The organism is Lysobacter hankyongensis (genome assembly GCF_039543145.1).
Lineage (GTDB): Bacteria > Pseudomonadota > Gammaproteobacteria > Xanthomonadales > Xanthomonadaceae > Lysobacter_I > Lysobacter_I hankyongensis.
Genome location: NZ_BAABJE010000002.1, coordinates 236,916 through 244,586, shown reverse-complemented (window position 1 = coordinate 244,586; position 7,671 = coordinate 236,916). Strand labels below are relative to the sequence as shown.

6 protein-coding genes are annotated in these 7,671 nt (G+C 67.9%); 3 read left to right on the top strand and 3 right to left on the bottom strand.

Annotated features, from left to right (window positions below; translation table 11 throughout):
• Nucleotides 1-1,392: 1,392 nt before the first annotated feature.
• Together ABD974_RS04945 and ABD974_RS04940 are read left to right on the top strand one after the other, a co-directional pair.
• Nucleotides 1,393-2,001 (top strand): hypothetical protein, encoded by a 609-nt coding sequence (locus ABD974_RS04945; RefSeq protein ID WP_345302184.1) that lies wholly within the window; start codon nt 1,393-1,395, stop codon nt 1,999-2,001.
• 46 nt (nt 2,002-2,047) lie between these two features.
• A complete protein-coding gene (locus ABD974_RS04940; RefSeq protein ID WP_345302183.1) occupies nt 2,048-2,560 on the top strand; it encodes a hypothetical protein in 513 nt (170 codons plus the stop codon).
• A gap of 39 nt (nt 2,561-2,599) precedes the next feature.
• Here ABD974_RS04940 and ABD974_RS04935 read toward each other — a convergent pair whose 3' ends face one another.
• Genes ABD974_RS04935 through ABD974_RS04925 form a run of 3 tightly spaced genes read right to left on the bottom strand, consistent with a single transcriptional unit; the run spans nt 2,600 to nt 6,378 of the window.
• Entirely contained in the window at nt 2,600-3,340 is a 741-nt protein-coding gene (locus ABD974_RS04935) for a hypothetical protein (RefSeq protein WP_345302182.1), read from the bottom strand.
• A gap of 32 nt (nt 3,341-3,372) precedes the next feature.
• A complete protein-coding gene (locus ABD974_RS04930; RefSeq protein WP_345302181.1) occupies nt 3,373-4,368 on the bottom strand; it encodes an alpha/beta fold hydrolase in 996 nt (331 codons plus the stop codon).
• A gap of 21 nt (nt 4,369-4,389) precedes the next feature.
• The gene (locus tag ABD974_RS04925; protein WP_345302180.1) at nt 4,390-6,378 is read right to left on the bottom strand and encodes a M1 family metallopeptidase; all 1,989 of its coding nucleotides are present in this window, start codon (nt 6,376-6,378) and stop codon (nt 4,390-4,392) included.
• A 265-nt stretch (nt 6,379-6,643) separates the two neighbouring features.
• Here ABD974_RS04925 and ABD974_RS04920 point away from each other — a divergent pair, with 265 nt between their 5' ends.
• Nucleotides 6,644-7,609, top strand: coding sequence for a CsgG/HfaB family protein (locus tag ABD974_RS04920; RefSeq protein WP_345302179.1), 966 nt, complete (start codon nt 6,644-6,646; stop codon nt 7,607-7,609).
• Nucleotides 7,610-7,671: the final 62 nt, after the last annotated feature.

Below are 7,671 nucleotides of genomic sequence, written 5' to 3'. Positions count from 1 at the left end.
GTCCAGGTCCGGCCCGCCGCGTCGATCACGTCGGTCGAACCCGCGCCGTAGACGAAGCTCAGGGTGCGCGCCGAGCCATCCGCGGCGCTGCCTTCGGTCACCGTCTTGACCCGCCAGCCACCGGCGCCATCCGACTCGTAGGTATACGACACCGTCGCGCCGTCGCTCGCGGTCACGCCGGCGATGCGCAGATCCGCGGCATCGCCGCTGGCGTAGGCGTAGCTGGTGCGGAACAGACGGCCGTCGTTGGCGGCCGCGTTGGCGGCATCCCAAGCGTTGTCGTTGGCGTTGTCCGGGGTGAGATCGGTCTGCACCCAGCTCAGGCGACCGGCCGGGTCGTAGCCATAGGTGACCTGCGTCCGTATGACGCCGTTCTCCCGCGTGGCGATCGACGCCAGTCGCTGGGTATTGCCCTCGTAGGCGTACACGATCGCATCGCCGTTGGGATAACCGACGCTGGACACCACCTCGGAAACGCGGCCGAGCGCATCGTAGTGGATCAAATACGCGCTCGTGGACTGACTGACCCAGCGCAACAGGGCACGCGGCTGCGGATCGAATTCGCCGCTTTGCCGATTTTCGTTGCTTTCGAAATATTCGTGGTTCGACCCGTTGCCGTCCTGGTAGCGGTACCAGCCGGATTCGTCCCAGGCGATGACATCGTGCGCGCCACTGCCTGCGGTGGCGACATACATGCCGCGCGATGCATCGAACGCGTAGACGACCTGATCGCCCTCGCCGTTGTGATAACGCACGACGCTGCCGGCCGTATTGAGCGCGCCATCGAGCTCGACCCAGCGTTCGTAGCCGGTCGCCCAGCCGCCCTGGCCCATTCCGGGCACCTGGCCGCGGCTGTTGTAGGTGCGCAGCGCCGCCGCACTCTGTCCCCTGACGATCAGTCCTTCATCGAGCGCCTGCAGCACCAGATTGCCGGTCGCGACGTTGATGCCATGCGATTCCCGCCCCTGCCCCAGGCGCGTTCCGCTGCCTTGCCCGAGTTGCGTGGCCGAAGACTGGAAAACGCCAAGACCGTTGCCGGTGAAGATCGAGACCATATCGCTTGCTGCTCCGAATGCGGGGTGTCGTCGCCGGGCAAGGGGGCGATGCGCTTCATCGAAACCTGCCGGCGGGGTTCTCCAACAGTCCGGGGCAGAAGAAAATTGTTTAGGAAAATATTCTTTATTTTCAATAAGTTATGTAATTTTCCGACAGCCAAACATATCCGTTTCGCAAAAGCGACCGAAGCCCGGACACGTCGGCAGGACAGGATCGCGCGACCGCAGGCCGACGCGGGTGGACGGTGCAGCGCATGCGGAATGCCGTGGCCGCCATTCGTGCGATCCGTCGTAAACCCATCCAACGGCGCGATGCGCCACATCACGGAAATCCACCATGTACGTACGGATCACATCGTCCGCCCCGCTGGTCGCGCTGTTCTGCGGGGCCGCCATCACCACACTCGTCCTGGCGCTGCAGCCGCGGCAGGCCCCATCCGCAACGGCGATGCCGTCCGCGGTGGAAGGCGCGACGCAGGCCGGCCCTGACCGGACGCCCGCTGCGGACGGGAACCCCGCGACCACGACCGCATCCCCATCCGCACCGACCATCCGCGGCGAATCCCGGCCAGGCAGCTTCGACCCGGCCGAAGGGCGGGCCCGGATCGACGCCAACATCGCGGCGCTTGAACGGCGTTTCACGACCGAGCCGCTGGATCTGGCCTGGGCCGATCACCAAGAGCGCGCGCTGCAGGCGTTCTTCGCCGCGGACGCGCTCGCGGCACAGGACTTGCCGCTGCCGGAAGGTCTGCAGGCCGTCTGCCGCAGCGCCACCTGCCGGATCAGCGCGCGCTTCGCCGATCCGATCGAAGCCGAAATGACCACGCAGCGGCTGGCGATGCACGTCGCATCGCGACTGCCCTACGGCGCGGTGATGCCCTACCCGCTGGCGGACGGCCGCATCCAGGTCGAAGCCTGGTACTCCGCCACGCGGATCGCGCTCTGATCGCTTCCCGGGTGCGCATCGTGCGCCTCCGCACAGGATCCATCCCATGACCCACGCCTTCGCCACCGCCGCACTCACGCTCGCCATCGCCGCCGCCCTGAGCATCGCGCCGGGCACCGCATCCGCGAACTATCAGACCAGCACCGGCAGCGCCTGCATCGCCTACGGCAGCACCACCACGCCGGGCGAGTTGCGGTATCTGGTCAACGGGATCACGCCGCTCAATGCGACCGACGAATACATCCTCTGCGATTTCGTCACCGATTCGGAAAACGGCTGGTACAACGCCGCGAACAGCGCCACGCTGCAGATGTTCTTCAAGGCGGGCAATGTCGAGGCGGCGGTGACCTGCACCGCCACCGCGGGCTCGGCCTACATGTCCGGCGTGCTGACCTACAGCGGCGCGCACACCATTCCCGCCACCCTCGGCGGCACGCTCACGCTGAGCGGCATGACCGCGCCCGGCAGCTATTCCTGGGTGCCGTTCAACGTGGTATGCAAACTGCCCGCGAAAGCCACGCTGGCGCGGATGACGTTGAACGAACTCGGGCCCGTCTGAGGCGCGGCATGCGTCGGCGCGCCGCTCACCAGCGCGCCCTCACCAGCCCGGCATCTGGCTCCGGTCGAGTCCACCGACCTCGAACACCGCCTTGCGCTTGCCGAGGCCCTTCACCGGGAATTCGATTTCGAGGGTCTTCGCGCTGGTCGCAAGCTTCCACAGCGCGCGATCGTCCTCGATGAACATCGCGATGGCCTCGTCGGTGTCCGGTCGCGAACCCGGCAGCGATTTCGCGGGACGGTCGTCGGGCTTCACCGGCACGCGACAACCGCCGTAGCAGTTGAAGTCGCCGCGCTGCAGGACGAGATAACTGCTGCGGCCCCAGGACGGATGGTCGCGGAAGATCAGGCGCACCTGCGTGGGGCCGGAGCCGTCCACGTCGACGTTCTCCTTCGCATAGATCGCCGACGAGCGTTGCAGTCCGCCCTTCACGGTCTGGGTGCCGTAACTCCACAGCGCGGCGAGGCGTTTGGTTTCGCGTTCGGCCTCGGACTTGGCCTTGATCTCGTCGAGCTGCGCGGACACCCGCTTCGCCGCGGCGGTGTCGGGAAAATCGAGGATCAGCACGTCGGCCTGGGCCTTGGCCAGCGCCCAGTTCTGCTTGTCGACCGCATCGTCGAACGCGGCGGCGCCCTTCTGCGCTTCGGCCTCGCGCGCGGCGGCCTGGGCAGCTGCGGCGGCCCTGGCGGCTTCGGGGTCCTCGCCGCAGCCGGCGAGCAGCGCGACGCACAGCGCGAGGGGAAACATCCGGACGACGGCTAGGCGGTGCGCGATGGTCATGCGGTCTCCTGTGACGTTTTGGAGCATCGGGCTCAGGGCGCGTCCGCCGGCGGACCGGCCGGCGCGCCGCGTTCGATCAACAGCACCACCGCTTCTGCGGTTTCGCCGGGCCGTTCCATCAGCGACATGTGGCCGCAGCCGTCCAGCAGCACCTGGCTGGCGTGCGGAATGCGCGCGGCGTAGAGCGCCATCGCGCTGGGATCGATGACCTGATCCTGGCGGCACCACAGCAGCAGCGCCGGCTGTTCGATCTTCGCGGCTTCCTGCCCGGGCAGAAAGCGCTCGTCGCCGCGACCGATGCGGTCCAGCACGCGCTGCTCGAAGGCGGCATCGCGCTTGCGCTGGGCGATGTAGATGCGATCGACCGGCCACGGGATCGGCGGCATCGCGGTGCGATCATGGAAGACGGTGTCCATGTAGCGCTTCAGCGAGGCTTCGTCCTCGACCGCGAACGGATTCCTGCCGGCCAGCACGCCTTCGCCGAAACGGTTGTCGGCGAAGCGCACGCCGGCGGCATCGAGCAGGCCGACGCGCGCGACCCGATCCGGACGCCGCGCCGCGGTCAGCGCGGCGATGCCGCCGCCCATCGAATGCCCGAGCAGCACCACCGGCGCGCCGTTCGAGACTTCGCGCGCGGCGAGGAAATCCGCCACACGCCGGCTCTGCGCGACATAGCCGTAGTCGGCATCCGGCTTGCGTTCGCTCTGGCCCCATCCGGGCAGATCCGGGATCACGATGCGATACCGGCCCTTCAGCGCGCGCGCCAGCCGATACCAGTTTTCCTTGCTGCCGGTGTAGCCATGCAGCATGACGATGGTGGGCGCATCGGGCTTGTCGGCATCGATTTCGACCCAGGCCCACGCATGATCCCCGATCATGCTCTCGTGCGAACGCGCCCCCAGCAGCATGCGCTGCTTGGCGAACTCGGCGCGGATCACCAGGCCGGGATCGCGCCACAGCGCGATCGCCAGCGCGATCAGGATCGCGCCGGCGATGACGTTCGCGACGAAAGCCTTGCGCGGCGACACGCCCTTCATCGCGTCAGCGGATCACTTCGCCGGTGCGGCGGGCGCTTCGGGCGCCTGCGGCGCCGCCGGCGCGGCGGGTGCGGCGGGTGCGGACGGCGCCGGCTTGGCTTCGTCGATGGCCTTCTGCACCGAACCGGTGGTGATCGGGTGGTAGCCCGGCTTCGCTTCGGCGAAGACCTGCTTCGCCAGCGCGAGGCCGGCTTCGGTCTGCACCAGCGCGTTGTAGGTCGGCATGATCAGCTTGCGACGGCCGATGCGCTTGAGGAACGCGGCGATGGCGTCGTTGGCCTGGGTGTAACCGTTGCGCACCGCCAGCGGATACCAGCGCTGCGCGATCTCGCCGTTCATGGTGCCGGTGAAGGCGTAGGCGCCATCGAGCTGGGTCAGCTGATCCAGGGTCAGCGTTTCCGGCAGGCTTTCGATGAAATGCACCCACTCCTGGGTGGTCCATGTCTTGGTGATGGCGTCCGGCGGCAACTGGCCGGTGCCCAGCCACGCCAGCCGCGCGGAATCGACCACGCCGAAACGGCGGGCCTGGGTCTGCGGCGCGGTCGCCGGAATGCCGGGGTCGTACAGCCACGCATCGAACTCGGCCTGGGACACGATGTTCGGGTACTTCATCAGCAGATTCTGCTGCGCGTACTTCGCGAACTGCGCGCTGTTGATGCTCTGGAACGCGAAGTGGTTGAAGTATTCCTTCAGGAAGGGATCGAACTTGTCGCGGCCGAAACGCTCCTCGAGGAACTGCAGGAACCACGCGCCCTTGGTGTAGACGGTCGCGCTGCTGTTCTCGTCCGGGTCCTTGAGCACGCCGGGCTTGGTCGCGAGCGCCTGCAGCTTGGGATCGATCTCCGCGAACTCCTTCTTCAGCTCGTTGCGCTCGATCACGTTCTCCATGTCGGCCTGTTCTTCGCCGTACAGCACCTCGATGATGCGGTTCTCGACGTAGCTGGTGAAGCCTTCGTTGAGCCACGCGTCCTTGGCGCTGGAGAAGGTGACGAGGTTGCCCGACCAGCTGTGCGCCAGCTCGTGCGCGATCAGCGACACCAGGGTCTTGTCGCCGACGATCACCGTCGGGGTGAGGAAGGTCAGGCGCGGGTTCTCCATGCCGCCGTACGGGAACGACGGCGGCAGCACCAGCATGTCGTAACGGTCCCAGCGGTACGGGCCGTACAGCGACTCGGCGGTGGCGATCATCTTCTCGGTGTCCTCGAACTCGGCCACGGCCTTGTCGAGCATCGCCGGCTCGGACCACACGCCGCTGCGGTCGGAAATGCGCTTGAACGCGAGATCGCCGGCGGCGATGGCCATCAGGTACGACGGGATCTTCTGCGGCATCTTGAAGGTGTAGTCGCCGTCGCGGATCGCATTCGGATCGTTGTCGGCGCTCATCAGCACCATCACGTCCGGACGCGAGGTCAGGTGGGCGCTGTAGGTGTAGCGCACGCTCGGCGTGTCCTGCAGCGGCACCCACGAACGGGCGTGGATCTGCTGCGACTGGCTGAACATGAAGGGCAGCTGCTTGCCCTCGGTCATCGACGGTTCCAGCCACTGCAGGCCGGAGGCGTCCGGCGAGGTGCTGTAGGTCACCCGCACTTCCGGATTGCGCTGCGGCGTTTCGATGGTGAGCTTGCTGCCGAGGATCGGATCGGCGGCGGCCAGCGCGAACTTCAGCGGCGACCAGGCGCCCTTGGCGTCGGTGCCTTCGACCTTGGCGATGGTCAGATCGCGGCTGTCCAGCACCAGCGCGGTGGCGGCGGCGTCCTTCCAGTCGAGCTGGTAGGTGGCGGTGCCGGACAGGGTCTTGGTGTCGAAGTCGAGCTTCAGATCGAGGGTCAGGTCCTTGATCGCGACCTTCGTCGGCTCGGCGTAGGAATGTTCGTCGATGGTCGCCACGCTCGCGGCCGTTTTCGGCTTGGCGGCCGGCGTCGTCGGCGTGGCGGTCTCGGAGTTGCAGGCGGTCATCATCAGGGTGGCGAGCAGGGGCAGGGCCAGGATCGAAGCGCGCATGGCGGGACACGGTCGGACGGGAGAAGCCGCCAGTGTACCCGCCCCGCCCGGAGGGCAGACGACCGACCGCCGCCGGCCCGCCCGCGGCGGGCTGTCGCCGCCCGCTGGCCGCGGCCCGCGGCGCGATCCGTTCTATCGACTTGCCGGACGCTCGGCGCGAAAATGCCGGCGACCTTTCCGGCCGCCGCCCGCCACGCGGCCGCAGACCCATCCGATGCATTTCCCATCGAATCCACTCCCATCGAAACAAGGCCACCAGACCACCATGACCCATTCCGCCCGCGCGTCCGTTCTCCTCAAGGCCAGCCTGCTGACCCTCGCTCTGGCCGCCGTCGTGGCGCCGGCCAGCGCCCAGCGCCAGAGCGCGCAGGATCAGCGCAAGCAGCAGATGGCCGAGATCCCGACCTGCGCCAAACCGCTCGGCACGCTGTCGGTGCTCGAGCCGGAAGACGGCACCGACTGGTGGACCGGCCAGCAGCTGCCGGCGCCGTCGAAGCTGATCAAGGTCTTCGTCAGCAAGTCGCGCTGCTTCACCCTGGTCGACCGCGGCGCCGGCCTCGAAGCCGCCCAGCGCGAGCGCGCCCTCGGCGCCAGCGGCGAACTGCGCGGCCGCTCCAACGTCGGCAAGGGCCAGATGAAGGCGGCCGACTACGTGATGGTGCCCGACCTGATCTCCGCCAACCGCAACGCCGGCGGCAACGCCATCGGCGGCCTGATCGGCGGCCTGGTCGGCGGCCGCGCCGGTGCGGCCATCGGCGGCTTGGACTTCAAGCGCAAGACCGCCGACGTGGTGCTGACCGTCACCGACGTGCGTTCGACCGAACAGGTCGCGATGGCCGAAGGCAGCGCCAAGAAGACCGACATCGGCTGGGGCGCCGGCGGCGGCCTGTTCGGCTACAGCGGCTTCGGCGCCGGCGGCGCCAGCGGCTACGCCAACACCGAGATCGGCCAGGTGATCACCCTCGCCTACCTGCAGGCCTACATCGACATCGTCGGCCAGCTCGGCGGACTGCCGCAGAACGCCTCCGCCGCCAACGCGCAGCAGGCGGTCACGGTCACCAAGCCGGCCCGCCTGTTCACCACGCCGAAGGGCACCAAGGTCGTGCGCTCGCTCGACCCGGGGATGATGCTGTACCCCACCGGCAACAAGGAAGGCATGATGTGGGAAGTCGAGGACGAGCTCGGCAACAAGGGCTGGATCTCGTCGACGCTGATCGAGCTGTCGCGCTGATCGCGGCTTCGCGCATCACGCACGGAAAAGGGCGCTTCGGCGCCCTTTTTCATCGGCGGTCG